25 protein-coding genes and 2 pseudogenes are annotated in these 24,742 nt (G+C 61.5%); 11 read left to right on the top strand and 16 right to left on the bottom strand.

What is annotated here, in order from left to right; translation table 11 throughout:
- Positions 1-53 precede the first annotated feature (53 nt).
- Together elbB and ALTERO38_RS17795 are read left to right on the top strand one after the other, a co-directional pair.
- The gene (gene elbB, locus ALTERO38_RS17790) at positions 54-716 is read left to right on the top strand and encodes an isoprenoid biosynthesis glyoxalase ElbB (RefSeq protein WP_102837301.1); all 663 of its coding nucleotides are present in this window, start codon (positions 54-56) and stop codon (positions 714-716) included.
- A gap of 157 nt (positions 717-873) precedes the next feature.
- Entirely contained in the window at positions 874-1,341 is a 468-nt protein-coding gene (locus ALTERO38_RS17795) for a thioesterase family protein (protein WP_148923875.1), read from the top strand.
- Between the two features lie 47 nt (positions 1,342-1,388).
- Here ALTERO38_RS17795 and ALTERO38_RS17800 read toward each other — a convergent pair whose 3' ends face one another.
- From ALTERO38_RS17800 to ALTERO38_RS17820, 5 genes are read right to left on the bottom strand one after another with little or no spacing between them, the layout of a single operon-like run.
- Complete coding sequence (locus ALTERO38_RS17800) at positions 1,389-1,850, bottom strand: YaiI/YqxD family protein (protein ID WP_148923998.1); 462 nt, start codon at positions 1,848-1,850, stop codon at positions 1,389-1,391.
- Between the two features lie 14 nt (positions 1,851-1,864).
- Positions 1,865-2,497, bottom strand: a complete 633-nt coding sequence (locus tag ALTERO38_RS17805) for a LysE family transporter (RefSeq protein WP_102837299.1) — start codon at positions 2,495-2,497, stop codon at positions 1,865-1,867.
- 50 nt (positions 2,498-2,547) lie between these two features.
- Positions 2,548-3,309, bottom strand: a complete 762-nt coding sequence (locus tag ALTERO38_RS17810) for a TerC family protein (RefSeq protein ID WP_159969188.1) — start codon at positions 3,307-3,309, stop codon at positions 2,548-2,550.
- A 5-nt stretch (positions 3,310-3,314) separates the two neighbouring features.
- Positions 3,315-3,887, bottom strand: a complete 573-nt coding sequence (locus ALTERO38_RS17815) for a mechanosensitive ion channel family protein (protein ID WP_159969189.1) — start codon at positions 3,885-3,887, stop codon at positions 3,315-3,317.
- On the bottom strand, positions 3,884-5,794 hold the full coding sequence (locus tag ALTERO38_RS17820; RefSeq protein ID WP_159969190.1) for an ATP-binding cassette domain-containing protein: 1,911 nt from the start codon (positions 5,792-5,794) through the stop codon (positions 3,884-3,886). Before ALTERO38_RS17820 ends, ALTERO38_RS17815 begins: the two co-directional genes overlap by 4 nt.
- 66 nt (positions 5,795-5,860) lie before the next feature.
- Here ALTERO38_RS17820 and ALTERO38_RS17825 point away from each other — a divergent pair, with 66 nt between their 5' ends.
- On the top strand, positions 5,861-6,340 hold the full coding sequence (locus ALTERO38_RS17825; RefSeq protein WP_159969191.1) for a TIGR02444 family protein: 480 nt from the start codon (positions 5,861-5,863) through the stop codon (positions 6,338-6,340).
- Here the strand turns inward: ALTERO38_RS17825 and ALTERO38_RS17830 are convergent.
- The 9 genes from ALTERO38_RS17830 to ALTERO38_RS17870 form a co-directional block, all read right to left on the bottom strand.
- Positions 6,313-7,080, bottom strand: a complete 768-nt coding sequence (locus tag ALTERO38_RS17830; RefSeq protein WP_159969192.1) for an AlgP family protein — start codon at positions 7,078-7,080, stop codon at positions 6,313-6,315. The two genes, ALTERO38_RS17825 and ALTERO38_RS17830, sit on opposite strands and share 28 nt — an antisense overlap.
- A 119-nt stretch (positions 7,081-7,199) precedes the next feature.
- Positions 7,200-7,664, bottom strand: coding sequence for a sigma D regulator (gene rsd / locus ALTERO38_RS17835; RefSeq protein WP_159969193.1), 465 nt, complete (start codon positions 7,662-7,664; stop codon positions 7,200-7,202).
- Between the two features lie 252 nt (positions 7,665-7,916).
- Positions 7,917-8,408: a disulfide bond formation protein B gene (locus ALTERO38_RS17840; RefSeq protein ID WP_148923883.1), complete on the bottom strand. Its 492-nt coding sequence runs from the start codon at positions 8,406-8,408 to the stop codon at positions 7,917-7,919.
- 129 nt (positions 8,409-8,537) lie between these two features.
- Positions 8,538-9,776, bottom strand: coding sequence for a heme biosynthesis HemY N-terminal domain-containing protein (locus ALTERO38_RS17845; RefSeq protein WP_159969194.1), 1,239 nt, complete (start codon positions 9,774-9,776; stop codon positions 8,538-8,540).
- Positions 9,773-11,059 (bottom strand): uroporphyrinogen-III C-methyltransferase, encoded by a 1,287-nt coding sequence (locus tag ALTERO38_RS17850; RefSeq protein ID WP_159969195.1) that lies wholly within the window; start codon positions 11,057-11,059, stop codon positions 9,773-9,775. Before ALTERO38_RS17850 ends, ALTERO38_RS17845 begins: the two co-directional genes overlap by 4 nt.
- Before the next feature lie 16 nt (positions 11,060-11,075).
- Positions 11,076-11,846: a uroporphyrinogen-III synthase gene (locus tag ALTERO38_RS17855; RefSeq protein ID WP_159969196.1), complete on the bottom strand. Its 771-nt coding sequence runs from the start codon at positions 11,844-11,846 to the stop codon at positions 11,076-11,078.
- Positions 11,843-12,781 carry a hydroxymethylbilane synthase gene (hemC, locus tag ALTERO38_RS17860; RefSeq protein WP_159969197.1) on the bottom strand — a complete coding sequence of 313 codons (939 nt, stop codon included), beginning with the start codon at positions 12,779-12,781 and terminating at the stop codon, positions 11,843-11,845. Before hemC ends, ALTERO38_RS17855 begins: the two co-directional genes overlap by 4 nt.
- A gap of 137 nt (positions 12,782-12,918) precedes the next feature.
- The gene (locus ALTERO38_RS17865; RefSeq protein ID WP_148923888.1) at positions 12,919-13,665 is read right to left on the bottom strand and encodes a LytTR family DNA-binding domain-containing protein; all 747 of its coding nucleotides are present in this window, start codon (positions 13,663-13,665) and stop codon (positions 12,919-12,921) included.
- On the bottom strand, positions 13,662-14,744 hold the full coding sequence (locus ALTERO38_RS17870; RefSeq protein ID WP_102837286.1) for a sensor histidine kinase: 1,083 nt from the start codon (positions 14,742-14,744) through the stop codon (positions 13,662-13,664). Before ALTERO38_RS17870 ends, ALTERO38_RS17865 begins: the two co-directional genes overlap by 4 nt.
- A 1,042-nt stretch (positions 14,745-15,786) precedes the next feature.
- Here ALTERO38_RS17870 and ALTERO38_RS21865 point away from each other — a divergent pair.
- The 5 genes and pseudogenes from ALTERO38_RS21865 to ALTERO38_RS17890 all read left to right on the top strand — a co-directional run.
- Positions 15,787-16,089 (top strand): annotated as a pseudogene (locus tag ALTERO38_RS21865) (HAMP domain-containing protein); the annotation flags it as partial.
- Positions 16,063-16,947: a methyl-accepting chemotaxis protein gene (locus tag ALTERO38_RS21870; protein ID WP_372239428.1), complete on the top strand. Its 885-nt coding sequence runs from the start codon at positions 16,063-16,065 to the stop codon at positions 16,945-16,947. The pseudogene ALTERO38_RS21865 and the gene ALTERO38_RS21870, both read left to right, overlap by 27 nt.
- A gap of 98 nt (positions 16,948-17,045) precedes the next feature.
- Positions 17,046-18,440 carry an argininosuccinate lyase gene (argH, locus tag ALTERO38_RS17880; RefSeq protein WP_159969199.1) on the top strand — a complete coding sequence of 465 codons (1,395 nt, stop codon included), beginning with the start codon at positions 17,046-17,048 and terminating at the stop codon, positions 18,438-18,440.
- 55 nt (positions 18,441-18,495) lie between these two features.
- Positions 18,496-18,978, top strand: a complete 483-nt coding sequence (locus ALTERO38_RS17885) for a GNAT family N-acetyltransferase (RefSeq protein ID WP_159969200.1) — start codon at positions 18,496-18,498, stop codon at positions 18,976-18,978.
- Positions 18,979-19,049: 71 nt separating this feature from the next.
- Positions 19,050-19,577, top strand: a complete 528-nt coding sequence (locus ALTERO38_RS17890; RefSeq protein WP_159969201.1) for a hypothetical protein — start codon at positions 19,050-19,052, stop codon at positions 19,575-19,577.
- On the opposite strand, the gene ALTERO38_RS17895 is transcribed toward ALTERO38_RS17890, so the two are convergent.
- Positions 19,578-20,543, bottom strand: a complete 966-nt coding sequence (locus tag ALTERO38_RS17895; protein WP_102837281.1) for a magnesium transporter CorA family protein — start codon at positions 20,541-20,543, stop codon at positions 19,578-19,580. It lies immediately after the preceding gene.
- A gap of 154 nt (positions 20,544-20,697) precedes the next feature.
- On the opposite strand from ALTERO38_RS17895, the pseudogene ALTERO38_RS17900 reads away from it, so the two are divergent.
- The 3 genes and pseudogenes from ALTERO38_RS17900 to ALTERO38_RS17910 form a co-directional block, all read left to right on the top strand.
- A pseudogene (locus ALTERO38_RS17900) lies at positions 20,698-20,955 on the top strand (hypothetical protein); the annotation flags it as partial.
- A 77-nt stretch (positions 20,956-21,032) separates the two neighbouring features.
- Positions 21,033-21,278, top strand: a complete 246-nt coding sequence (locus ALTERO38_RS17905; protein WP_102837279.1) for a TIGR02647 family protein — start codon at positions 21,033-21,035, stop codon at positions 21,276-21,278.
- A 172-nt stretch (positions 21,279-21,450) separates the two neighbouring features.
- Positions 21,451-24,282 carry a class I adenylate cyclase gene (locus ALTERO38_RS17910; protein WP_159969202.1) on the top strand — a complete coding sequence of 944 codons (2,832 nt, stop codon included), beginning with the start codon at positions 21,451-21,453 and terminating at the stop codon, positions 24,280-24,282.
- A gap of 33 nt (positions 24,283-24,315) precedes the next feature.
- On the opposite strand, the gene rnk is transcribed toward ALTERO38_RS17910, so the two are convergent.
- Positions 24,316-24,723 carry a nucleoside diphosphate kinase regulator gene (gene rnk, locus ALTERO38_RS17915; RefSeq protein ID WP_102837277.1) on the bottom strand — a complete coding sequence of 136 codons (408 nt, stop codon included), beginning with the start codon at positions 24,721-24,723 and terminating at the stop codon, positions 24,316-24,318.
- Positions 24,724-24,742: the final 19 nt, after the last annotated feature.

The following is a 24,742-nucleotide window of genomic DNA, read 5'->3' on the forward strand; positions in this document are numbered from 1 at the left end:
GCATTGGCCTGGCGCAATTGCCAGGCTGCTGAATCTGACCAGGAGTACCCTCAATGAATAGAAAGGTCGCCGTGATTCTTTCCGGCTGTGGCGTATACGACGGCTCGGAAATCTACGAGAGCGTGATCACGCTGCTGCGCCTGGACCAGCGTGGCGCCAAGGTTCAGTGCTTTGCGCCGGACATCCAGCAAATGCACGTGATCAATCACCTCACTGGCGAGGAAATGTCCGAAAGTCGCAACGTGCTAACCGAATCGGCGCGCCTGGCCCGGGGGGAAATCAAGGCGCTGCACGAAGCCAATGTCGAAGAATTCGATGCGCTGATCATCCCGGGCGGCTTCGGCGCGGCCAAAAACCTGTCCGACTTTGCCACCCAGGGCGCCGGCTGTACGGTGCTCCCTGAGGTATTGTCGCTGGCCAAGGCATTTGCCGAGGCCGGCAAACCGGTCGGCATGATGTGCATCGCGCCGACCATGGCGGCGCAGATCTTCGGCCGCGGCGTGGTCTGCACGCTGGGCAACGACGACGATCCCGCTGCCGCCGCAGCGCGGGAGATGGGCATTGAGCACCAGGCGTGCGAGGTCACCGAGATCGTTGAGGACTCTCGGCACAACCTGGTGACGACACCTGCCTACATGCTGGCGCAGTCCATCAGCGAGGCGGCCTCGGGCATTTACAAGCTGGTCGACAGGGTACTGGCGCTAACCGGCAAATAGGCCCCCGCCCCGCCTGCTCGCAACTCCCGCCCGACGGTGGGAGTTGTAGCACGGCCACCGTGGCGATCCAGCCAATCTCACCGGCGCTCCCGCCGCACCGCTGGTCAATCTCGTCGCCCTCCGGCAGCTTAGTTGGACCTGCCCGAGAGCCTGACGCATGAATCACCCGATCGACACCATCGAAGAACAACAACACGCCGTGCGTCAGCTGTTCGAACGCATTCCGTTCAATGAATACCTTGGCATCGAACTGGACGAAGTGTCCCGCCAGCGCGTGGTGATGCACCTGCCAATGAAACACGAGCTGGTCGGCAACTTCTTTCACGGCATTCTGCATGGCGGGGTGATCGCGTCACTGCTCGATGTCGTAGGTGGCGCCATGGCGATGATCGGAGCCTTCGAAAAGCATCAGCACCTGACGACCGAGGAGCGCGCCTTGCGCCTGTCGCGCCTCGGCACCATCGACCTGCGAATCGACTATCTGCGCCCAGGGCGTGGTGAACGTTTCAGTGCCGCCGCAACGCTGTTGCGTTCCGGCAATAAGGTGGCAGTGGTGCGCTCCGAACTGCACAACGAAGAAGGGGTGTTGATCGCAGTAGGTACGGGTACCTATCTCTGCGGCTGATCGGATATTTCGACCTGCAGCCTGATTCAACCGGCTACCGAGGTCGGTTAGCGGACACCCGTGCGGGAGAGCTGCGTTAATAGACGGTCCAACGCGTTGGCGAAGGCTTGACGGTCCCGCTCGCCATACGCCGCCTGCCCACCGCCCACTTGGCCCTGCTCTCGTAGATCAGTGAACAGATTGCGCACCGCCAGGCGATCGCCCATGTTGCGCTCGTCGAATTCACGCCCGCGCGGATCGAGGGCGGCCACGCCCTTCTTCACCAGGCGATCCGCCAACGGCACATCGCTGCAAATCACCAGCTCGCCAGGTTGCGCATGCTCGACCAGATAATCATCTGCGGCATCCGGCCCACTTGGCACGACGATCAAGCGAACACAGGCGAAGGCCGGTTTGGTCTGGCTCTGACCCGCGACCAGCAAGACCTCGAACTTGCGTTTGAGGGCGAACTTGATCAGCTGCTCTTTAGCGGCCTTGGGACAGGCATCGGCATCAACCCATACCCGCATCGGCGCGGCCGCCGTCATGCCACCGCCCGCCGCACCGTAGCCAACAAGGCTGCAGCACCGGCAAACATGGCGGCGAAACTGCGATTGACCAGGCGCTGCTGACGCGGCGTACGCAACAAGCGCAAGACTCGGGACGCCAGCCCGGTGTAGCCCGCCATGACGATCAGGTCGACTACCACCATGGTGGCGCCCATATGCAGGTATTGAAGTATAAGGTCACGCTGCGGGTCGAGAAATTGCGGCAGCACCGCGAGGATGAACACGATGGCTTTGGGGTTACTGGCGTTGACCAGAAAACCCCGAAACACCAACGCCAAAGGTCGACCGATCGGCCGCGGCGCAGCGCTGTCGTCGAGCATCGAAGGCACCGCCTGCCACTGCTTGAGCGCCAACCACAGCAGGTAGGCGACGCCGAACCATTTGATCAGGCTGAAGGCGAGCGACGAAGTCGCCAGCACGGCCCCGACCCCAGCGGCCACCACAGCTATCTGCATTGCCAGCGCGATCTGCAAGCCGATCGCGTTCCAATAACCGCGCCAGAAGCCGTACTGCAATCCGCAGGACATCGAGGCGATCGCTCCCGCCCCCGGCGACAGGCTGATGACCCAACAGGCAACAAGAAAGGCAAGCCAGGTTTCGAGCGTCATGATTGATCCTCCACGATGCTGCGCCTGCAGGCGCAGCTTGCAGCATTGCCTCAGTCCGGCATGTCTTTGCCGAGCTTTACCGGTTCCTTCAGCTTGCGCTTCATGGCCTTGCGCATGCGGATGTTCAGCGCCTCGACGCCCAGCGAGAAGGCCATGGCGAAGTACACGTAGCCCTTGGGCACATGCGCGCCGAAAGCTTCGGCCACCAGCAGGGTGCCGACAACGATCAGGAACGACAGCGCGAGAATTTTGAGCGTTGGGTGCTTCTCGATGAAGTCACTGATGGTTCCCGCGGCGAGCATCATCACGCCGACAGCGATGACGATGGCGGCGACCATCACCTGCACGTTGTCCACCAGGCCCACAGCCGTGATCACCGAGTCCAGCGAAAAGACGATATCGATCACTGCGATCTGCAGGATGATGCCAACGAAGCCTGCTTTGACCGCATCTCCAGTGGAGCCTTCCGACTCTTCTTCGCCCTCAACGCTGTGCCAGATTTCCATCGTGCTCTTGAACAGCAGAAACAGGCCGCCGAAAAACAGGATCAGGTCACGCCCGGACACACCATGCTCGAATACGGTGAACAAGTCATTGGTCAGGCGCATGACCCAGGCGATCGATAGCAACAAGAGAATCCGCGTGCCCATTGCCAGTGCCAGGCCGAAGAAACGCGCCTTGGGTTGCTGCTCTTTTGGCAAGCGTCCAACAAGGATGGAGATGAAGATGATGTTGTCGATACCCAGGACGATTTCCAGGGCGGTCAGGGTCAAGAATGCGACCCATATTTCAGGGCTGCTCAGCCATTCCATGCGTACTACTCGTGTGCGTTGTGATGAGGGGGCTGGATCTCGGTCCCGCGCCAGCGGCGCAATACTTTCTGGAAGAACAAGCTATTGGGCACCTGAACGATGGCACCCGTTCCGCTATCGGCGGACTCCTCCAGCGTGGTGTACAGCAGGTTTATATCGATCACGCGCCCTTTGACGATCGGCTTGTCGAAGCTTTCCACCAGCTCCACCATGTCGCCCAACCGGAACGGGCCAACGGTCATGATCAGCACGGCGCAAAGCAGGTTGGAGAGCACACTCCAGATTGCAAAGAAGGCCACCGCCGCCACGGCCACGAATCCGGAGAAGGCGGTCCAGATAACCGTTGCGGATACACCGAAGCGCTCGAGCACCATGATCAGCGCGCCACCGATGATCATCCAGCGGATGCCACCGCGCAGCGGCAGAAGCAATTCAGGCGGCAGCGGATAGCGACTGCCAAGCCGCCCGAGCCCGCGCACCACCAATCGCTGCAGGAGGTAGGCCGCCAGCAGAATCACCAGCACCTGCAACCCGAGCAACAAGGGATCGCGCCATTCCATCAGAAGTCGCTCGTTCATGCACTGCCCTCGAGCTCACCCTGCAAGGTTTCCAGCGCCTCGAGCGCGCCCAGCCAGGCCTCTTCCAGCTCGCTCTCGCGCACCTTCAGCTCCGCCTGTTTGGCCAGCAGCTCGCGCAGTTCGTCCTTGCGAGCGACCTCGTAGAGGGCTGCATCACCGAGGCGCTGCTCCAGGTCGGCCAGCTTTTCATGCACTCCGATGAGATCCTTTTCGAGCTTGTCAGCCTGACGTTTGAGCGGCGCGAGCTGCTGTCGCAGCGCAGCCGCCGCCTGACGCAAGGCGCGCTTGTCGGTTTTGTCGCCGGCCTGCTCGTTCGTGGTCACCGGCTGTTGCCGCGTGCGGTAGTCCGCTAGCCAGCGGGCATAATCTTCGAGGTCTCCGTCGAAAACCGCGACCCGTCCCTCGGCGACCAGCAAGAACTCGTCGGTCGTGCTCTTGAGCAGGTGGCGATCGTGCGACACGACCAAGACGGCGCCTTCGAAATCCTGCAGCGCAAGCGTCAGCGCCAGGCGCATTTCCAGATCAAGGTGGTTGGTCGGCTCGTCGAGCAGCAACAGATTGGGCTTACCCCAGGCGATCAGCGCCAGCGCCAGCCTGGCCTTTTCACCGCCCGAGAAATTGAGAACCGGCTCATCGCAGCGATTACCGCGAAAGTCGAAACCACCGAGAAAATCACGCAGTACCTGTTCACGTTCGCCAGGAGCGATGCGTTGCAGATGCAACAGCGGACTGGCCTTGGCATCCAGAGCATCGAGTTGATGCTGGGCAAAATAGCCGATAACCAGGTTTTCACCACGCTGCAGACGCCCCGCTAGCGGCTGCAGCTCGTTGGCAAGTGTCTTGATCAGCGTCGACTTGCCCGCGCCGTTGGGCCCGAGCAGGCCAATCCGGGCGCCGGGCACCAGCTGCAGCTTGACCTTGTCCAGCACCTGCTTGTCGCCGTAGCCAAGACGCCCCTCGGCTAGATCCAGCAGCGGGCTTGAGACTCGGTCCGCCTCGCGGAAAGCAAAGTCGAACGGCGAATCGATATGTGCCGGCGCCAATTCCTCGAGCTTTTCCAGCGCCTTGATCCGGCTCTGCGCCTGGCGCGCCTTGCTGGCCTTGGCTTTGAAACGCCGAATGAAGTCTTCCATGTGCTCGCGCTGTGCCTGTTGCTTTTCGAACGCCTGCTGCTGCTGCGCCAGGCGCTCGGCACGGGCCCGCTCGAAGGCCGAGTAGCCCCCGCGATAGAGCGTCAGCTTGCGCTGCTCGACGTGCACAACATGACCGACCACCTCGTCGAGGAAGTCTCGATCATGGGAAATCAGCATCAACGTGCCCGGATAGCTCTTGAGCCAGGCTTCCAGCCAGAGGATGGCGTCAAGGTCGAGGTGGTTGGTGGGCTCGTCGAGCAGCAGCAGATCAGACGGGCACATCAGCGCCTGCGCGAGGTTCAGGCGCATCCGCCAACCGCCGGAGAAGCTGCTGACCGGAAGATCCATCTGCTCGTTGGCAAAGCCCAGGCCGGCCAACAACTTGCGCGCTCGAGCGTCAGCGGTATAGCCGTCAGCATTGTCGAGCTCGGTGTGCAAGCGAGCCAGCGCGCCGCCGTCGTGGACGGTTTCAGCCTCGATCAATGCCGCCTGAACGCGGCGCAACTCGGTATCGCCGTCCAAGACGTAATCGACCGCCAACCGATCGAGCGTGTCGACCTCCTGGCGCATGTGTGCAATGCGCCAGTCCGGTGGCAGCTGACAGTCGCCCCCGTCGGGGGTGAATTCGCCACGCAGCAAGGCAAACAGGCTGGATTTGCCGGCACCATTGGCGCCAACCAGCCCGACCTTCTGGCCAGGATGCAGGGTCAGCTCGGCGCCTTCCAGCAAACGCTGGGGGCCGCGCTGTAGAGTCAGGTTCTGAAGTCGGATCATAATGGCGGCGGAGTCTATCAGGTCGCCCGGAAATCCATCCGGCTGCGCACGAAAAAAACCTTACAGATGAACAACGACGACCTCTGGAATTTTGCCCTCGCCTGCTATGCAGAGCCCGACGTGGAAAAGGCGTGCCTTGAGCTGCAAGCACTAGGGCTGGACGTCTGCCTGTTGCTCACCTGCAGCTGGTTGGAAATCCGGGGCGTCCGTCAAAATGCGCAGCGATTGGAGCAGCTGAAACAGCTCAGCCTGGACTGGCAGCGCGCAGTTGTAGTGCCCCTACGAAATCTGCGCCTGGCGTGGCGTGAGCAGGCACCCACCGACACCGAGCTCGAAGGCCTGCGAAAGCGCGTCAAGCGATTGGAGCTGGATGCCGAACGGGTTCAACTTGATCGCCTTCAACAGGCCACACAGCACTGGCGCACGGAGGACGGATCGGATGACTGGCTGAATCAGCTAAGCACGGGCGTCGACGGCGACGCCAGTGCATTACTGAACGTGCTGCGCCGTGCAGCTACTCAGCTGGACGCTGGCGGGGCGGATTGATCGGCACTACCAGCCTTGGCTGAGGCCGGCTTGCGCGCGGCGGCGGGTTTGGCAGCGCCCGAAGGTTTGGCTGTAGATGCTTTTGGCTTTGCGCGGCTACTGGCGGGCCGAGCAGGACGTTTCGCCGCGCTGGTTGCGGCGGCCTGGCCGCTGGAAGTGTTAGCAGCAGCGGATTTGCCACTCGCAACCTTGGAGGCTGCCGGTCGAGCGCGGGTTGTGGCTGCGGGCTTGCGCGCTGCCGTGCTCGAACTGCTGGAAGATTGTTTGGCTGGCGCTTGCTTGGTTGTCGCTGGCGCGGCCTTGCGTTGCGCGGTAGCCGAACGTGCCGGCGAGGCTTTGCTTCGCGATGCCAGTGCTTGCGCTGCGGCCTCTTCTACCTGAGTGACGCCTCTCGCCAGGCTCAAGCTCTGCTCAGCGTCGCGCTTGAGGTCGGCCAGGTAACTCAAGGTTTCGCTCTGCCGCGCCTGCAGCAAGGCGAGCATGTCATCTAGTTCGGCCAGCCTGGCGCGAGCCTTGCTTTGGGCTTTCGACTTGCCCGCATTGCCGGCCTCATCGAGCTTGGCTCTCGCTTTGATCAGTTTTTCCTGCGTCTTGCCCCGCTGCTTTTCGAGCTTGGCCAGGAGAATCTCTGCGTCCTTCTGTGCATCGGTGCAGGCTTTTTCCAGATGCACGACCAAACTCTTCGATAACTGCTGAAGCAAGTGCAGCGGAGTCGTGACCGCGTTTTTCTTTGCTGGCATGAAAGCGCCTCCTGGCGGGATTGGTGCAGCCATACTAGACGGGCTGCAGTGATCCGCCAACCGACCAGCGAAGCGTGCCGCAAGCAATCCTTCGCTCGCAGCTGACCGGCAGGTGCCGGTCAGGCGGTAGCTGCGGGCTCTTTGTGCGCGGTGTGCAGCACTTCGATCAGGCAATCTTCCAGCTCGAAGCGCTCATGCAGCAACTGACCCAGATGCTTCAGCTCTTCTGAGAGGCCAGGGCTTTCCAGGCAATCGCCCTTGTCGCACCGATCATTAAACGCCACTGCCACTTGGGTTATCGACTCGATACGAGGGTAAATCTGACGTGCCAGATCCAGCCCGCGCTTGTCACCAAAGGCTTCAGCTTCGTTGAGCAATTGCTCGTAGATCTCGAAATGACCCGCCGACACGTAGTCCAGCAGTATTTCGCAGAATTTTTGCAAGGCCGGGCGGGTAGCCGCTTCGGCACCCCCATGCAGCCCATCGAATGCGTTGATCAATGCGTGGCGTTCTTGCAGCCAGCGGTCGATCAGCAGGTGCACACCTCCCCAGCGTTCCTGGGCGTTCCGACAGCTCTCGAGCATGATGACCTCACTTTCCCTAATCGATGATGCCTGTTGCGCCTTCCGAGACGGTTTTTTGTCTTGGGATATCGGCCTTGGGTGAGTGACAGCGAAATTGGCAGAAAACCGACGCCGCCTGGGCAGACTAAGCTGCGCGGAACGAAGCATCAAGCAGCAGGGATGAATTTCATCTGGCCAGACTTGAGCATCAGCGCTTCGTCCTGCTCATTGACCATCAGGCGAGACGATCATTCGCTCGCCTCGTCAAAAAGCCTAGTCGCGACGCAGCAACTGCCAGAAACAGAACACAGCCATTGCAATGAATGCGAGCAATGTCCACTCCGGAATGCTCATACCGAGCAGTGTCCAGCTGACTTCAGCGCATTCGGCCGTGCCATGAAGCACCAGCCGGGCGATCTCCTGGAACGGCAGCGCATCCATCATGTATTCGAGACTGGGCAAGCAGCTCGGCAACTGATCGGCAGGCATGTTCTGCAGCCAGATCTGGCGTATCGCCGTACCCCCACCTGCCACGGCGAACAGGAGTGCCAAAGCTGAATAAACCCGGCGACCGGCCCTGCCCGGGCCGTGCAAGGCAGCGACCAGGCAGACCAGGCCAAAACCGATGACGCAGATGCGTTGAACGATGCACAACGGGCATGGCGCCAGCCCGACAACATGCTCGAGATAGAGGGCAGCGATCATCATCAACGCGCAGCCAATGAAGGCCAGAAGAAACAGCGAACGTGGGCTGGCCAGGTTCATGGCGACTCCGCAGACAGGAAAAGTTCGCTACGGTAGTGCGGCACGCAGCGGGCTGCAAGCCATACGCAAATCGCCGCAGCGGCGCGGGACGGATGTCACGACCCGAGCTGCCACGGCGACTGCTTTTGACTAGCTGCTGCTGGTTGTTTGTATCTGGTTGACGCCGGGGTGAGCAAGGAGCCCCAGGCCTTCCTGAAACAGCCGGTTGCTGCGCTCGTTGTCGCCCAGCTGGGCCAGCAACCGCGCCAGCTCGGCGCAGGTTTCCGGACGGTGCTCGAAACGCAGACTGGCCTCGAGGTAATCGCGCGCCTTGCCCCACAGCGCGTTGCGCATGCTCAGCCGACCAAGCGCGAGCAGCAGCTCCGCGTTCTCCGGATGAGCCTTGAGCCAGCCCTCTGCGTTCGCCAGCTGACGCGCCGCGTCCTGACCGCGGACGCGCCCATAGCGCTCGACCAGACGATCATCGAACTGGCGCTTGAGCGCTGCATAGAGCACTTCTTCGGCCTTGGCGTCCGCACCCAAACGGGACAGTCCGTCAGCGTAGGCACGAACCAGCAGCGACTCACTGCGCAACCCGGAAGGAACGGCCTGCCATTTCTGATTGAGGGCCTGCAGAGCGTCCTCATTGCTGGTCGTTGCGGACTGGCCCGATTGCTCAAGTGCTGCAGTCCAGGCCAGCAGCTCCAGCTCACTCAGGCGAGCCGGCGGCAAAACACGGTGCTTTCGCAGCTCAGGCAGCAAACGGCACAGCGCGGACCAGTCTTGCAGCTGAACGTAGAGCTGCTGGAGCAGGGTCAGCACATAGGCATGACGAGGATGTTCGCTGTGCAGGGCATTGAGCGTTTCCCGCGCCTCGCGGTATTGGCCCCTGGCAATTAGCAGCTGAGCCTGGGTCAAGCCAACCGCAAGCCCTGACTCGGGTTCACGCTCCCTCGCCTTGCGCAGCAACTCGTCGCTCTGCTCGTGCTCGCCCAACTCATTGGCGGCACGCGCCGCGCCGAGATAATGCACAAGCGGTTGGTGATCGTGCTCGGCCGCGGAGCGCAAATGGCCCAACGCGTGACTCCACTGTCCCTCCGCCAGTTCTCGCAAACCGCTTCGTGATGCCTTGCTGACACGCCGTTCGCGGTGGCGACGCGACCACGGATTAACCAGAGCCCCGGATGTATGCAAAAGGCCGAGCACCCAGTGCACCACCATTGCCAGCAACCAGAGGCAAGCGATCAGGCCCAGAAAAATCCAGAAACTCGATTCGTAGCGGAAGCGGTCGTAGCTGATCAGGACATAACCCGGATCCTGTGCGATGGCCCAGCCGAGAAACCCGACGATCGCTATAAGCAGGATCAGGACAAAGGCGAATCGCTTCATGCGCGCTGCCCCTCTTCGGTCGCGGCGCCGTCAGTAGCCGGCTGCTCCGGTTGTGGGCTCGCCTCTTCTGCCGGCTGTTCTGCTGGTTGTTCTGCTGGCTGTTCAGGACTGCTGTCAGCGGACGACTCGGCACCTTCGGACGATTCACGCTTCTGCACATAGATCTGCAACGCGCGGAGCGCCGGCGCCAGATCCGGCAGACTGACCGAGACCTGGCGCTTTTTCAGCTCTTCGATGCGGTCGCGCAGCCCTCGACTCTGACCGTTTTCTTCGCTGAAGAGGTCCTTGATCAACTGCGCCGCCTGATCGAGCGATTGCTGATAGACCTCTTCGTTGCCATTGAGCACGGCCCACTGTGCCTGCTCGATAGCCAGCGACAAGGCCAAGCGCACCTGCGCCAGGCTTTGTCCGGCAAGCAGCGGTTTGACGCTATTGCCGGAATCGAAGTCGATACGTACGTAGCGCGTCAGCTCATTCAACCAACGCTGCCAGCGACTATCAGCCTGTCCGCTATCAGCACCGGGTCCCGCCTCGAATTCCGGAGCCAGGCCGTTGAGCTGGTTGGCCTGACCACGCAACGCGCCAAGCTGGAGAAACAACCCGGTGCGGTCCAGCTCCGGCAGACTGCGCAACGCTTCAAGCCCTTCGAGCAACTTCTGCCGCGCTGCGTAAGCGCCGGGATCGTCCTGCTTGCGCAGGATCAGGTCCGCCTCGGCGAGCAGCGATTCGGCGCTGTTCACGTCCTGCATCGCCGACAGACGCAACATCGCCATGCGCAGCAGATGCTCGGCCTCGGCAAGCCGCCATTGCTCACGGCTAGCCCCGAGAACCTGTTCGACACGCCCCGCCAGCCGCTGCTGATCACTTTGCAGCTCGGAAAGCAAACGGCGACGATCCTCCAGCTGTTCGGCTGAGGGCAGTTGTTCCAGCTTGCCGAGACGGCTGGCCAGTTGCTGGCTGCGCTCACCCAACTGGCGGGTCTGTTCGCTCGTAGCCTGTGCCGACTGCTGCTGTTCCTGCTCCTGATCGGCGAGCTGCTGAGTCTGCCAGACGCTATAGCCCCCCGCAGCCAGACCGGCCAGGCCGACCAGCAGGGCCAGACCGGCCAGCCCCTTGCCGCCGCTACGCGCATCGGGCTTGGCAGCGGACGGCGTGTTTGGTGGCGGTGCCTTGGGCGCTTCTTTCGAATCCTTCTGCGGATCTTTCTTGACCGAATTCTGAGCTGCGACAGAGTCGTTGCCCTTGGGTTGCTGCGGTGCCTTGTCGGAGTCTACTTCGCTCACGTTTCCATCCTTTGCATCAGGAAGCGGGCCCGGGAGTGTCCCGGAGCGCCGCCAGCAAAGCCGCGGTTCCAGCACCGCGGCAGTCCACAATTCTTTTAGCACCCAACGCCGCGGCCATCTCGGCCACACGCGGGCTGGGTACAAACAAGGGTAGTTCACGCAGCGCTGACCAATCGAATCCTGCCAACTCGCGTAACGACTGCAAACCCTGTCCACTGCTGACCACCATGGCATTCAGCCGTTCCGAACGAACCAACTTCATAAGTCGGTCGCAGGGATAGTCAGGCAGGTATCTTCGGTACAGTTCGAGGCTGTCGACGTGCGCGCCGCGGGCGCGTAGCGTGTCGGCGATAAGCTCACGCCCGCCTTCGCCTCGAAGGATCAACACGTTTGGATGAGGCGCGCTTATCGCGTCGGCGAGCCGTGGCAAGGCAAGCAGGGCTTCGCTGTCATCGCCTAGGGCCGGCCAGCTAACCTCTAGTCCGTAATCGGCCAGTATCGCGCCGGTCGCGGCACCAACACTGAACCACGCCTGCCCTGCGGGCTGCTGCGGCCAGTAGCGACGGAGCAGCTCCAAGGCCAACCTGGCAGCCGGCTTGCTGACAACCACCACTGCAGCGTAACGGTCCAGCTCCAGCATGGTCGTGCGCTGCTGAGGTGTTTCGGCGAGCGCCTCGATGGCCAGGAGAGGCAGGCTTGCACTGTGAATTCGCTGCGCCTCCAGCGTGGCGGCCAGCGCCGCACACTCCTCAGCCGGTCGCGTCAGCAATAGACGCCAGCCGCTCACGCCTTGCCGGCCTCGCCATAAATATCCTGGAGGATCTTTCCAGCGCCTTGCTGCAACAACTCTTCAGCGATGCGCACGCCGAGCGCTTCGGCTTCAGCGTTGGGTGCGCGGCCTTCAGCGCGCAGGAGCAAAGCACCGTCGGGCTGTCCGACGAGCCCACGCAACCACAGCTGCTCGCCTTCGAGGACCGCATAACAGGCGATCGGAACCTGACAGCCCCCGTTGAGGTGGCGATTCAGCGCACGCTCGGCCGTGACGCGAAGCGCGGTATGCGGATCGTTCATGCATTGAAGCAGCTCATGCAGCTCGGTGTCGCCGGTTCGGCACTCGATCCCGACCGCGCCCTGCCCGCCCGCGGGCAGGCTGTCTTCGACACTGATGCTGGCGCGGATGCGCTCGCCGAAACCTAGCCGGATCAGGCCGGCCGCCGCGAGGATGATCGCGTCGTACTCGCCTGCATCAAGCTTGGCCAGACGGGTGTTCACATTGCCACGCAGAAACTGAATCTTGAGATCGGGCCGACGCGCCAGCAGTTGAGCCTGGCGCCGCAGGCTGGAAGTGCCTACGACCGCACCGGGGGGCAGCGCATCGAAATTCTCGTAGTGATTGGAGACGAACGCATCGCGCGGATCCTCCCGCTCACAGATGCAGTACAGGCCGAGCCCCTCGGGAAACTCCATCGGCACATCCTTCATGGAGTGCACGGCGATGTCCGCCTCGTTCTCCATCAGGGCCGTTTCCAATTCCTTGACGAAAAGGCCTTTGCCGCCAATTTTCGCCAACGGAGCATCAAGCAATTTGTCGCCCCGACTGACCATCGGCACCAGGCTCACCGTTATGTGCGGATGTGCGGCTTCCAGGCGCGCCTTGACGTATTCGGCCTGCCACAGGGCCAGGGCACTCTTGCGGGTAGCGATGCGAATTTCGCGGGACATGAGCAATTCCAGACAGATTGAACTGCCGGCGATGATAACAGGCCAGGAATGGCGATCGGGTTGGCAGGGATCAAGGAAAGCCGTCCGGTGGACGGTTGAGCTGGAACGCGGCGCCTGTCCCTAGCGCCGATACCGAATCAGATGCTTTGCATCAACTTGCGCACACCAGCGACATGCCGACGACTGACCGTCAGCGGCTCGCCTTCGAGCCCCTTGAGGAAAAGCTGAAAATGTCCAAGGGGCGTGCGCTGCAAGCGCTCGATACGGTCACGGTAGACCAGCGCATTGCGGTGGATGCGGACGAAACGCTCGCCGAACTCATCCTCGAGCGCCTTGAGCGGCTCATCCAGCAGCACCTCGCCACCTTCATGACGGAGAGTGACGTATTTGTGGTCGGCGATGAAGTAGATCACCTGTGGCAACGGGATCAGCTCGATGCCCTTGCGGGTCCGCGCACTGATATGGCTGCGCGGGCCGGTACCGCTCACTGCAGCGGGGCGCGTCAACGCCGCGAGCTGAACCCGGTTGGGCCGCTCGGCTTTCTTCAACGCTTCAGCGAGATGCTCGGGCCGTACCGGCTTGACCAGATAACCGACCGCACTCACCTGGAAAGCATCCAGCGCGAACTCGTCGTGGGCGGTGCAGAAGATCACCGCGGGCGGAGCGTCACGCTCGCACAGTTTGGCTGCGACCTGGAGGCCATCAAGCCCCGGCATACGGATATCCAGCAACACAACATCGGGGCGCAGTTCCTCGATCAGGGACAGCGCCTCTTCGCCATTGGAGGCGGAAGGTTCCAGGACACGATAGCCGTCAAGGTCACCTACCAGTCGGCTGAGGCGCTCGCGGGCTAGAGGTTCGTCATCGACAATCAGCACATTCATACAGTTCTGGCTTCCTGCTTTTGTGTCGCACACGGATAGCGTAGACAGGTGTAGTAACGGGCATTACGCCGCTCCACGCTGAGACTCGCCGCGGGACCGAAAAGTGCCGTTAGTCGTGCGTCTATATTGTGCAGCGCTTGCTGAGTCCCTCTAGATGGGAGCTTTGAAGCCGCTTCGTCAAAGGGGTTACTGACCTGCAAATGGAACACGCCGTCAGCATAATACGCCGCCACGCTGACCACCCCGCCCTCGATTCTTGGCTGGATTCCATGTATCAGCGCGTTCTCCAGCAGCGGCTGCAGCGTGAGCTGGGGAATCGGTAGATCATCCGGCACGGCGTCGACTTGCCATTCGACGCTCAGACGCTCGCCGAGCCGGTACTGTTCGATGGAAAGATACCGGCGTGACAATTCCAGTTCTTCGCGCCAGGGCACCAGAGTGCCGGGGCGGGCCAGGCTGGCGCGGAACAGATCGGACAGATCGAGCACGGCTTGCTCGGCTTTGGCCGGATCGGTGACCACCAGGCTGGCGATGCTGTTCAGGCTGTTGAACAGAAAGTGCGGCCGGATACGCGCCTGCAACGACTCGATGCGCGCGCGCAGCTCGGCCTGTTCCTGCCGCCGCCATTGGCTCTGCAGATAGAAATAGCGCAGCAGCAGGCCCGACATGATCAAACTGATCAGTGCATGACGCAGATAAAGATTCACCTCGCCGACGCGGGTCAGCGGGCCGCCAAGCTGGTAGATATCGGCGACCGCCGTGCACGCCAGCGTCAGCCCGACCACCATGGCACAGCAGGCAAGCCCAGCCAGCCAGGCCGGCAACCTCGCCAGCAGCGGTCGCAACTGACAGGTCAGACCGGCCGACAGCAACATCACCCATTGCACGAACAGGGACGACAACGCCAGGCGCATCCAGTTGAAGCCAGGCTGCATCGGCTCGGCGAGCACCAGCACCAACACCAGCAACTCAGCGAGCAACACCAGGCCAAGCAGGGCATCGGGCTGGCACAGCTCGGGCACGAAGAAGTCATCGACAGGGGCCGCGGGCCGCGTTCGATCGGTTTTTTTTGTTCGCATGCATCGAGTTTCCGCGCGGCGTGAGCGCAAAGCAAGGTGAGCCCGGCAATGCGGCGCCAGCCGTTGCGCAGAGGCAGCCTAGTCTATCGGCTCGGTTTAATCCGAAGGTGACGAGCGGTCGCCACTTCAAAGCTTCGGCAGTCATGAATGTGGCGCTTTCGGCCGATAAAAGGAGTTCTACGAACGCCTCGCTATAGCGCATGATGGCTTAATGATTGCATCACAGCATCAACTTCGCCCTTCGCTATCGCTGCCTCAGGAGTATTGACCCGTGCTGCTGTTTTCCTCTTTGCGTAGCCGCTTGCTACGACCAGTATTCCTGACACTGTGCGGCGCCGTGCTGGTGCAAGTCGTAGTTGCGCTCGCATTGACCCGGAGCACCATCGACGGGCTCGAGCACGACATCGAACGAAGCCTGAGTGAGGACTCCATGCGCCTGCTGCAAGCGCTGCGCACTGCTGATGCCGAGGTTGGCAGCGGGCTTTCCGGCCTGGCCAAACGCATGACGAATGACCTGTCCCAGGGCCTGACGCAGCGCTTGACCGAAGAGCAGGAGCAGCTAAAAGAAGTGCTTGAGCGACACCTCAAGCAGTCCGGCGACGACCTCGCCACGCTGCTCGCCGGCGTTGCGCCAGCAGCGATCTGGGACAACGACGTACCGGCGCTGACTGAATTCGTCAGGATGGCTCACCGCAACCCAGCCGTTGTTTTCGTCGTCTATTTCGATGCCAATGGCAACCAGCTTACCCGCCACCTGAATCGCCAGGATCCCCGAGTCAAGGCACTGCTGGACAAGGGCACGGGACGTACCGCGTTCGACAAGGTGCTGTCGGCCGCCGAGAACGACCCCACGCTCTATCTCGCCAAAACATCGATCAACCCCAAGGGCGCGGACATCGGCCAGGTCATGCTCGGCTTTTCCACCTCTGCGGTGAGCACCGAGCTGGCCGCCTTCGACAACCGCTTCCAGACACTGGTCGCCAGCGGAGCGGAACTGGTGGAAGCTGGACTTGCCACCACCGCCAGCGACAGTTCGAAGATCATGGCGTCAGGTCTGGCCGCTGCGACGGAGGTAGCACAAAGCATCGAGTCCAATAGCCAGAAGGCCGTCGAGCGCTCAGCTTCGGCGCTGTTATGGAAAATTAGCGTCGGCCTTGTTGTCACCGGGGCATTGCTGCTGCTCGCCGTCACGCTGGTCCTTGGGCGCCAGGTGCTGCGCCGGCTGGGCCTGCTCAACACCGCGCTGCGCGGGCTGTCGGCGGGCCACGGCGATCTCACCCAGCGCGTGAAAATCCACAGCGCAGACGAAGTGGGCGAAATGGCTGACGCGGTCAATCTGTTTCTGGCCAAACTTCAGCCAATCGTTCAGGAAGCGCGCGCTATCGCCGTGCAGACCGGAGCGGAAATCGACACCCTGGGCAACCGCAGCCGCTCTGCTGCAGCCGCTGCCGAGCGGCAACGTGACGAAGTCGCCGGAAGCCTCCAGGCACTGGCCGACATGACCCAGCGCGCGCAGGACGAAAGCAGAGCCATGCAAACCGCACTCGATCAGGTCGCCTCGATTCGCAAGGCTGCGGTAGACAACGAGGCGATTTCCGAGCAGGTTGGCCGCACGATCGAGGCGCTTGGCAGTGGCGTACAGACAAGCGCCTCAGTCATCGAGGAACTGGCCAATCAGAGCGAGCAGATCGAGGTGGTACTGACCGTCATCCGGGGCATCGCCGAACAGACGAATCTGCTTGCCTTGAATGCTGCCATCGAAGCCGCACGCGCCGGAGAGAGCGGTCGAGGATTCGCCGTGGTGGCTGACGAAGTACGAGCACTCGCCAGCAAGACTCAGCAATCCACCGGCGATATCCAGGCGCATATCGAAAGCCTGCAACGCGGTGCTCGCGATGCCGTATCGGCAATCAACACTGTCGGCAAGCAAGCTGAAAGCGGCCTGGCTTCCCTCGGCAGCAGCCGCGACCTACAGCGCGCGCTACAGACTGCCGTCGAGCAGGTGCATCAGGTGGTAAGGGAGACAACCAAAGGCGCAGAGCAGCAAGCCAGCGCGGCAACGGCCGTCCGTCAACGGGTCGAGGTCATTCTGACCGAAGCCGAACGCTCCGCCGATGCGGTGACTGCGACCGCAGCCAGCGGCAAGGAACTGGGTGTGCTCGCGCAAAGGCTCGAAGCCAGCCTCGGGCAGTTCAGGGCTTGATAAAGCCGCTCGCTGGGTAGGGCCATCGCAGAAGCCATGGCTAACCCTGTTATCATTCGGGCCCTTCAACTTGCCCATCTGATTCAGCGAGCGCATTCATGAGCACCGACAAGACCAACCAGTCCTGGGGCGGCCGTTTCAGCGAGCCCGTCGACGCCTTCGTCGCCCGATTCACCGCCTCCGTCGAGTTCGACAAGCGTCTCTATCGGCACGACATCATGGGTTCAATCGCCCACGCCACCATGCTGGAAAAGGCCGGGGTACTGACTGCAGACGAGCGCGACCAGATCATCGCCAACCTGAAGGATATTAAGGGCGAGATCGAGGCCGGCAGCTTCGACTGGCGCGTCGATCTGGAAGACGTGCACATGAACATCGAAGCACGGCTGACCGACCGCATCGGCGTCACCGGCAAGAAGCTGCACACCGGCCGCTCGCGCAACGACCAAGTAGCGACCGACATTCGCCTGTGGCTGCGCGATGAGATCGACCTCATCCTCGGCGAAATCACCCGCCTTCAGCAGGGCCTGCTGGGTCTCGCCGAAGCCGAGGCGGACACCATCATGCCCGGCTTCACCCACCTGCAGACCGCGCAGCCGGTGACTTTCGGTCATCACTTGCTGGCCTGGTTCGAAATGCTTTCACGCGACTACGAGCGCCTGGTCGACTGCCGCAAGCGCACCAACCGTATGCCGCTGGGCTCGGCCGCGTTGGCCGGCACTACCTACCCGATCCAGCGCGAAATCACCTGCGAGCTGCTCGGCTTCGAGGCCATCTCCGGCAACTCGCTGGATGGCGTCTCGGATCGCGACTTCGCCATCGAATTCTGCGCTGCTGCCTCGGTAGCCATGATGCATCTGTCGCGTTTCTCCGAAGAGCTGGTGCTCTGGACCAGCGCGCAATTTCAGTTCATCGACCTGCCCGACCGCTTCTGCACTGGCTCCTCGATCATGCCGCAGAAGAAGAACCCGGACGTACCGGAACTGGTACGCGGCAAGACCGGCCGTGTATTCGGCGCCCTGAGCGGCCTGCTGGTGCTGATGAAGGGCCAGCCGCTGGCCTACAACAAGGACAACCAGGAAGACAAGGAGCCGTTGTTCGACGCCGCCGACACGCTGCGCGACTCGCTGCGCGCTTTTGCCGACATGGTCCCGGCCATCAAGCCCAAGCGCGAAATCATGCGCGAAGCGGCGCTGCGTGGTTTCTCCACCGCGACGGATCTTGCCGACTACCTGGTACGCAAGGGCCTGCCGTTCCGCGACTGCCACGAAATCGTCGGCCACGCGGTGAAATACGGCGTGCAGACCGGAAAGGACCTGGCCGAAATGAGCCTGGACGAGCTGCGTCAGTTTAGTGACCAGATCACCGATGACGTATTTGCGGTGCTGACCCTGGAAGGCTCGGTGAATGCTCGCGATCATATTGGCGGCACGGCACCCGCACAGGTCCGCGCCGCCGTTCAGCGCGGCCGCGACTTGCTGACCAGTCGCTAAACCTTGTCACTTGGCAGGCGCGAGGCGGCTCGTGCTTGTCAGACCGGAGAGTTGCATGTCCCTGAACATCCGCCCCGCCAGTCGAGATGATGCCGCGCTGATCCTGCGCTTCGTCACCGAGCTGGCGATCTATGAACGCGCCGAGCATGAAGTAAAAACCGACGCCGCAGGAATTGAAGCCAGCCTGTTCGCCAAAGATGCCAGCGCCAGTGCGCTGATCTGCGAGCGCGACGGCCAACCAATCGGCTATGCGGTGTATTTCTTCAATTACTCGACCTGGCTTGGCCGCAACGGCCTCTATCTCGAAGACCTGTACGTCACCCCCGAGGCCCGCGGAACTGGCGCAGGCAAGGCGCTGCTGAAACACCTCGCACGCCTTGCGGTGTCACGAGGTTGCGGGCGCTTCGAGTGGTCCGTGCTGGACTGGAACGAGCCGGCGATCAGGTTTTACGAGGCGCTGGGAGCACGGCCTCAGGAGGAGTGGACCACTTACCGCCTGGCCGGCGACGCATTGAGGGCGCTGGCGGAGCAAGCCTGAGACAGGAGTGAGCGGGAACTCGACCGGACGGATCGCGCCAAACGCAATGTCGCCCAAGATTGCTCCCGCTTATGACCGACCTCAAAACGATTTTGCTAAATCAGGACACCCAAGGTGCTGAAGTATTCGACTCACCCAAGGAGCGCCTGAACTTCTATCGCTCGGAAATACACTTCGAGTCGACGCTGCTGGCCAGCCGCACCAGTGGCTACCTGTCCTCGCAGTCGTTTCTGATGATCGCCTTCGCCTCTTCCATGGCTAACACCAACCCCGACTGGGGCAGCCTGTTCCGGCTGGTTGTACCGAGCATTCTGGCACTGCTTGGACTGCTCACCTCGCTGCATGCGATTCCCGGTATCCGCGCAAGCTTCGACGTCATAGAGCGCTGGCACCACAAGCAGGCCGACCTGCTGCAAACCGAAGGCAATGTCGGACTGCTACCCAACCATGACTCGGCCTTGTTTGGCGAAGGGAACAGTCCCCCAGGTGGCCAACGCTACAAGCGCACCCTGCTGTTTTCCCTGCGGACGCCGATCATCTTCGGCAGCGTCTGGGCATTGCTGGGCGCGTTCTGCATCGTGCTGTACTTCTTCGGCTGATCAGAGCCAGTCACGAAACTTGAACCAGGCATAGGGAATGATCGCCGACACGATCATCATCGCGAGCGCCATCGGGTAGCCGAACGGCCAGTCAAGCTCAGGCATGTGATCGAAGTTCATGCCGTACACCGTGCCGACCAGCGTTGGCGGCAGGAACAATACCGCCGCGATGGAGAACACTTTGATGATCGCGTTCTGCTCGATATTGATCAGCCCCAGCGTGGCGTCGAGCAGGAATGCGATATCTCCCAACAGCCGCGCCTGATGCTCCCCCAGCGAACGCACGTCGCGCTCCAGCGCCTTCAGCAGCCCCTTGGCCACGCCCTGTCTGGGCTCATTGGCATGCAGTCGATAAAACGCCAACAGGCGGGTTGAGCTGAACAGGCTTTCGCCCAATTGCGACAGGAGCGAGCGATTCTGCCCAAGCTGCTGGATGATCTGCTGCAGGTCCGTTCGCTGTTCTTTACGTTCATCGAAAATGCACTTCGACAAGGTCTGAAGCTCGACCTGAACGCTTTCCAGAACGTCGGCAATCCGATCGACCACGGCATCCGCCAGGGCAAGGAAAATCTGGTGACTGGAGGAAAAGGTCGAAGGCTGCCGGGAACTCTTTGCCTCGAATTGCCGGAATGCACTGAGCTCGGTATAGCGAACGGTCACCAGACAACGCTTGGTCAGGACAAAGGTCACCTGAGCATTTTCCGGTCGCCGGTCCGCAATCCCCATCACCACTGTCGTGGTCATGAAGATGGCTTCATCCTCATCGTAAAAGCGTGAAGAATCCTCAATCTCAGCCAGTTCTTCCCGAGTCGGGATATCCAGCCCCAGGGCCGTTTCGATGAAGCGCTCTTCCTCCGAGTCGGGCGATAGCAGATCGGCCCACAGTACATTCGCTGGAAGCGTCTGCAGATTATCGGCAACACGCCTCACCAGCGCGCCGTTTTCAAGACAGTGAAAAATGATCATTGCTGTAGTCGCGTTCTCGATAAGTCATAGTAAGAATAGAAACCGACCCAAGCGAAGCGTTCAGCCGACCTTTCCGTAAAGGCAAGCTTGCCGGTACTCGCCTCGACACGCCATCCAGATTTCCCTCTACGAGAGTTGCGACATGAACAATGCCACGTCCGATGATGATGAAACCTTTGCCGAGGAAACCCTGATCCAGGCGATCGAAAATCAGCTTGAGGCCGGCGAACCCGCCGCCACCCAGGCTACGCTGAACAAACTGACCCTTGTCGGCTACGAGCGCGACGAGATCCTCAAGCTGATGGCACTCGTGCTGGCTCGGGAGATCCGGCTGATGCTTGAGCAAGACCGTCCCTTCGACATCGATGGATACGAAACGCAGCTGCGCAATCTACCCGACCTAGCCGAATAGTCTTAGACGGAGGCAGGCGCGCGCGCAGCATCTACACTTCGCAAACAGGGCCAAAGCCCATCACCCGAGGAGCAGACATGTCTTACACCCCAGAAGTGGTAGCCGAGCTGGAAATTCTTTGCCTGTTCAATCTCGACAACTCGCTCGAAGGCCTCAAAGTTCATCACGACGCCGGCCACACAGCCATCGCCGCCGCCGAACGCCTGCACAGTAAAGGTCTGACAACCTTGCCCGACGGCGGCTACCTGACGAGCCTTGGCCGCGATGCCGCGGAGCACGCCCAAGTGTTGCTGACAATCCTCTCGGAGACCGTTCCGGCTTAAGCTGAAGGCGCCTAAATCCTAGCCGAGCACGCCATTTGCCGGTTTGAGCACCGCACAGGCGCTCGGCTATACCAGCCGCTTACAGCTGCGCCTTTCGCTGTCCCGTGCTAGTTTTCGCCTTTCGCCTCGATCAACATGTCGGACAACATCGTTTGCCTGAACGAATCACTTCATGACGCGCCGCCAGGAAATCCGTCCAATCCTTGAAGAGGGAATCGATCGCAAGGTGCTTACCGCGCTTCGTGCTCGCTTTCTTTCATTGAATACCGCGCGCCTGGAACGTACACGCCTGGCCATGTCGTCCCGCCAACAAGCCGTGCTCACGCTGTTGCCGCTGCTATTCCATGTAAACCATCCGATGCTGCCCGGATACGTTTCCAGTCTCACGCCAGCGGGACTGGCGGGCTTCGAGCCTGACGCCGAGACGTTGGCCGAAGCCCAGCGCTTGAGCCGGTCGTTCAGCTACAAGCCTCTGCGCGGTAAGCCGCCGCAACCCATTCTCGGCCTGTTTCTGATGGGCAGTCTTGGCACTGTGGCGCAGGACGACCAAAGCGATCTGGACGTCTGGGTTTGCCATGATCCCCATCTCTCGGCAGGGCAACTCAGCGAACTGCAGCGCAAGTGCGAGCTCCTTCAGGGATGGGCAGCAACGCAAGGCAGTGAGGCACATTTTTTTCTGGTCGACCCGCTCCGCTTCACTCAGGGCGAGCGCGAAGCCAAGCTGACCTCCGATGATTGCGGAACCACCCAGCATTACCTGCTGCTCGACGAGTTCTACCGGACGGCGATCTGGCTGGGTGGGCGCACCCCCCTCTGGTGGCTCGTGCCTGATTATGAAGAGCACCGCTACCAGGACTACGTGCGCACCCTGCTGGACAAGCGCTTCGTGCGCAGCGACGAGGTATTGGATCTCGGCAGTCTCGCCAGTATCCCGCCCGGCGAGTATCTCGGCGCGGGCCTCTGGCAGCTGTACAAGGCCATCGAGTCGCCCTACAAGTCGCTGTTCAAGCTACTGCTGGTTGAGGTGTACGCCAGCGAACACCCGCAGGTGCGCTGTCTGAGCCTCGATTTCAAACAGGCGGTATATGCCAATCGACTCGACCTGGACGACCTCGATCCTTACATAGTCGCCTACCGCAGAATCGAGCATTACCTCGCCAGCCGAGGCGATCAGGAACGCCTGGCGTTGCTGCGTCGATGTCTTTACCTGAAGGTCAACAAGCCCCTCAGTCAGCCGCCCAGCGGCCGCAGCAAAAGCTGGAAAAGGCGTTTGATCGAGCGACTGACGGCGGAGTGGCAATGGGATCATCGCCGATTTGCTCAACTCGACGCGCGCAGCCAATGGAAAGTGCGGCGGGTTGTGGAGGAACGTCGAGCACTGGTCAACGAACTGACCTACGGCTACCGATTCCTCAGTGAGTTCGCGCGACGCCTGCAGATCACCAGCAGCATCAACGGGCGGGATTTCGGCGTGCTTGGCAGGCGCCTGCATGCCGCGATCGAACGCAAGGCGGGCAAGGTCGAGGCCATTAACCTGGGCATCGCGCCCGACCTTGCCGAGCATAGCCTGACCCTCATCCAGGGCTATGACGCTGCAGATGACGTCTACTGGGCGCTCTACGAGGGCAACCTGAATGCTCAGCAGCTCAGTAACTTTTCCCCGCTGAAGCGCTCCCGCGAGCTGGTTCCGCTGCTGGCCTGGTGCCATAGAAACGGCATTATCGATACGGCCACGCATGTCGCCTTGCACCCCGGCGACAGCGGCCTGACTGAAGCCGAGCTGTTCGCGCTGCTAACCGATATCCGCCAGGCATTCCCGATGCCGCCCACGGCGCTCGCAGACGAAGCGCTGCTGATCGCGGCCAGTCCCGTGAAGGTCCTGCTGCTGATAAACGTCGGGCTTGATCCATTGAATCCTCAGCAACCATTGTCGTTCGACGAGCTAACCGAATCGCTGCGACATGCCGTTACGCGAGACAACCTGGTGCTCAGCATCGATCAACTGACGCTGAACAGCTGGAGCGAACTGATCGCGACGCGCTATGAAGGCACATCCCCGTTGCCGGACTGCCTGCGTGACTTCTTGCAGGAACTACCCGTTCGTGGCGAGCGGCCGGACCTGCAGATACGCTGCTTCAGTCGAAACGCCGGCATGGCTCTCGCGCGACGTATCAACACTGTCTTTACCGATGCCCAGACGCTGTTGGACGAGCCGGGAGAAAGCCGTTATCTGCTGCAGGTCCGCCAGCACTACCACTTGCTCGATCTGGTGAGTGGGAATGTCCGGCATACCACGTTGAGTGACATGCCGGCCCTGCTGGAACATCTTGGCGAGGCTCACCACAGCGTCCGACCCATTCGCGTGGAGCGACACGCACTCGAAGGAACCGACCTGCCCCTGATCCTTGGTCAGGCCAGAGCGCACTGCATCCAAGTTTTCTACCGTGTTCAAGGAAGCCAGGCGGAGATCACCGTTCTCGATGAATTCAACGCGCTCTGGCGGCAGCAGCAACCCTATCGAGACGAGCAGCGGCTGCTAACGCCCTTGCTGCGCTTTTTGCAATCAGTGAGTTACCGCCGCAACACCCAGCTGCCGTTCGAGGAAAACCGGCTGGCAGCGATGGACATCCTGTTCTACCGACTCATGGCACCGGCAGCCGGCCAGGCACTGGACATCGAGCGCAGACCTTCCCCCCGGGAAAATGTCGGCGATCCTTTCTATGACGTGCAGGCCATTGTCGAACACAGCGAGCGAGGCCGCTCACGGGTGACCCTGTACTGTAACCATCAGGAGTTTTCGAGCCTGGAATACGGCGCCGAGCTGTTCGCCGCCGTCGCGCATTTCATTCTTGCGCAGCGGCGCGGTGCCGAGCGCTACCCCTGTTACATAACCGATCTAGACATGTCGGGCCTGCACGGTACCGGTCGGGCCCAGACGGTTCAGCACCTGCGCTACAAGGCGCATCTGGAAGCAGCACTCAACCAGGCGCTGGAGTCACTCTGAACCGTTGTGCGAACGCGCTTTGTCACAAACTTCTCAGAGATTGACGTCGCCCGCGGCTTCCGGCTGGTACTCGACAGCCAGCAGGGTCAGCTTGAGTACCTTGCCGCTGGGTGTTGGCCAATCGATGTGTTGGCCCACGGTCATGCCCAACAGTGCTGTGCCTACCGGCGCCAGGACCGAAACGGTTCCTTCCTTGCCGGCATCCTGAGGAAACACCAGCGTCAGATGATAATCCTTGCCGACACCCTCATCGCGGCAATGAACGCGGGAGTTCATCGACACCACGCCGGCGGGCAACTCGCTGCGCTCGACCACCTGGGCGCGGGACAACTCCTCTTCGAGCGCCTCGGCGGCCGGACCGTAGTCAGCCAGACCGTCGAGCAAGCGCTCGAGTCGCTGGAGATCGGGTTGAGTGATGATGATGGGCGGTGCGCTGGTCATGGGTGCGGGTCAGCTCCTG

It is taken from the genome of Pseudomonas sp. 9Ag (assembly GCF_902506445.1).
Classification (GTDB): domain Bacteria; phylum Pseudomonadota; class Gammaproteobacteria; order Pseudomonadales; family Pseudomonadaceae; genus Stutzerimonas; species Stutzerimonas stutzeri_AB.